The organism is Lacticaseibacillus saniviri JCM 17471 = DSM 24301 (genome assembly GCF_001311785.1).
Taxonomy (GTDB): Bacteria; Bacillota; Bacilli; order Lactobacillales; family Lactobacillaceae; genus Lacticaseibacillus; species Lacticaseibacillus saniviri.
Window position 1 is genome coordinate 1 of record NZ_BBBX01000063.1, and the last position, 1,097, is coordinate 1,097.

4 protein-coding genes are annotated in these 1,097 nt (G+C 46.9%); all 4 read left to right on the top strand.

The genetic code is table 11. The annotated features are described in order from the left end of the window. Positions 1 to 182 (top strand): hypothetical protein (locus JCM17471_RS15630; RefSeq protein WP_225354319.1); only part of this gene is annotated, 182 nt, incomplete at its 5' end. Between the two features lie 13 nt (positions 183 to 195). Then, entirely contained in the window at positions 196 to 399 is a 204-nt protein-coding gene (locus JCM17471_RS13155; RefSeq protein WP_054778176.1) for a hypothetical protein, read from the top strand. Then, positions 396 to 587, top strand: a complete 192-nt coding sequence (locus tag JCM17471_RS13160; RefSeq protein ID WP_054778177.1) for a hypothetical protein — start codon at positions 396 to 398, stop codon at positions 585 to 587. The genes JCM17471_RS13155 and JCM17471_RS13160 overlap by 4 nt, the downstream gene beginning before the upstream one ends. Before the next feature lie 107 nt (positions 588 to 694). Continuing rightward, complete coding sequence (locus tag JCM17471_RS13165; RefSeq protein ID WP_225354320.1) at positions 695 to 1,093, top strand: siphovirus Gp157 family protein; 399 nt, start codon at positions 695 to 697, stop codon at positions 1,091 to 1,093. Positions 1,094 to 1,097: the final 4 nt, after the last annotated feature.

Consider the following 1,097-nt stretch of genomic DNA (forward strand, 5'->3'; position numbering starts at 1 on the left):
TGACTGAAAATGAACGCCGTTTGTGGCTACTGATGGACTACCACAACTGGCTTACGTTGATTGCTATTAAAGGCGATGACAACCACATGCTGCGGCACAACATTGCGCTAAATCGCCGTCGTCGAATTGAACTAGCGCACGGTGATGCTGACGTTAAAGTACGCAGCCCGTTTTGGGAGTAGGAGGAGCTAGCTAATGAATACATTTTATAAAGTATCCACAGACGACATTATCGATCTGATAATTATGATGCTCACACAGGAATCAGATGTCAGTCGTGATCTAAAAAACGTGTCTAAACGAGAAATGCGTGAAAGTTTGGCGCGGTATGACGTACTAACCACGGTGCTTATCGACATTATTCAACGGCAACGGGCTGATCGGGGTGAAGAGTCATGACGCACGATGAAATCATGGGCATTCTGCGCTCTGAGCGTGGCCGTATCGTTCGAGAACTGAACATCGCGGCGGATGAGGATAAATCGGACTTGGAAGCCCAGGAATATGAGATTGGCAGATTAGTGTCGATGATTTTGGGCACAGAAAAAGCCGCCGATGGTAGGACATCAGACGGCAAAAATAAATAGTTAGGAGATATGTTTATGGCTACATTATACAGCCTCACGGCAAATTATGACAAGCTACTACAGTTAATGCAGGATGGCGACATTGATCCCGAAGTTTGTCTGACACGTTGGCATCTCTTGACGATGCAATCGAGGACAAGGCGGATGGCTATGCCAAAATCATCGCGGACTTAAAGGGTCAATCAGACACGATTAAGGCGGAAGCACAGCGATTGCGTGAACGTGCACAGTCAATTGACAACAACATCAAATGGCTCAAGCAGCGGCTTCAAGACGCTATGGAGCAAACAGGCAAGACAAAGTTTAAGACACCTTACTTTAGTTTCGGCATCCAAAATAACCCGCCAGCCGTTGATTTGGTCGATGAGAGCAAGCTACCAGTAAGTTATCTGGTGCACGTTGACGAATGGCATCCAGATAAAGCCAAAATCAAGGACGCGCTAAAAGGTGGGAAAGAAGTGCCTGGTGCGATTCTCAAGCAAGGCCAGTCACTACGGATTCGATAGGAGG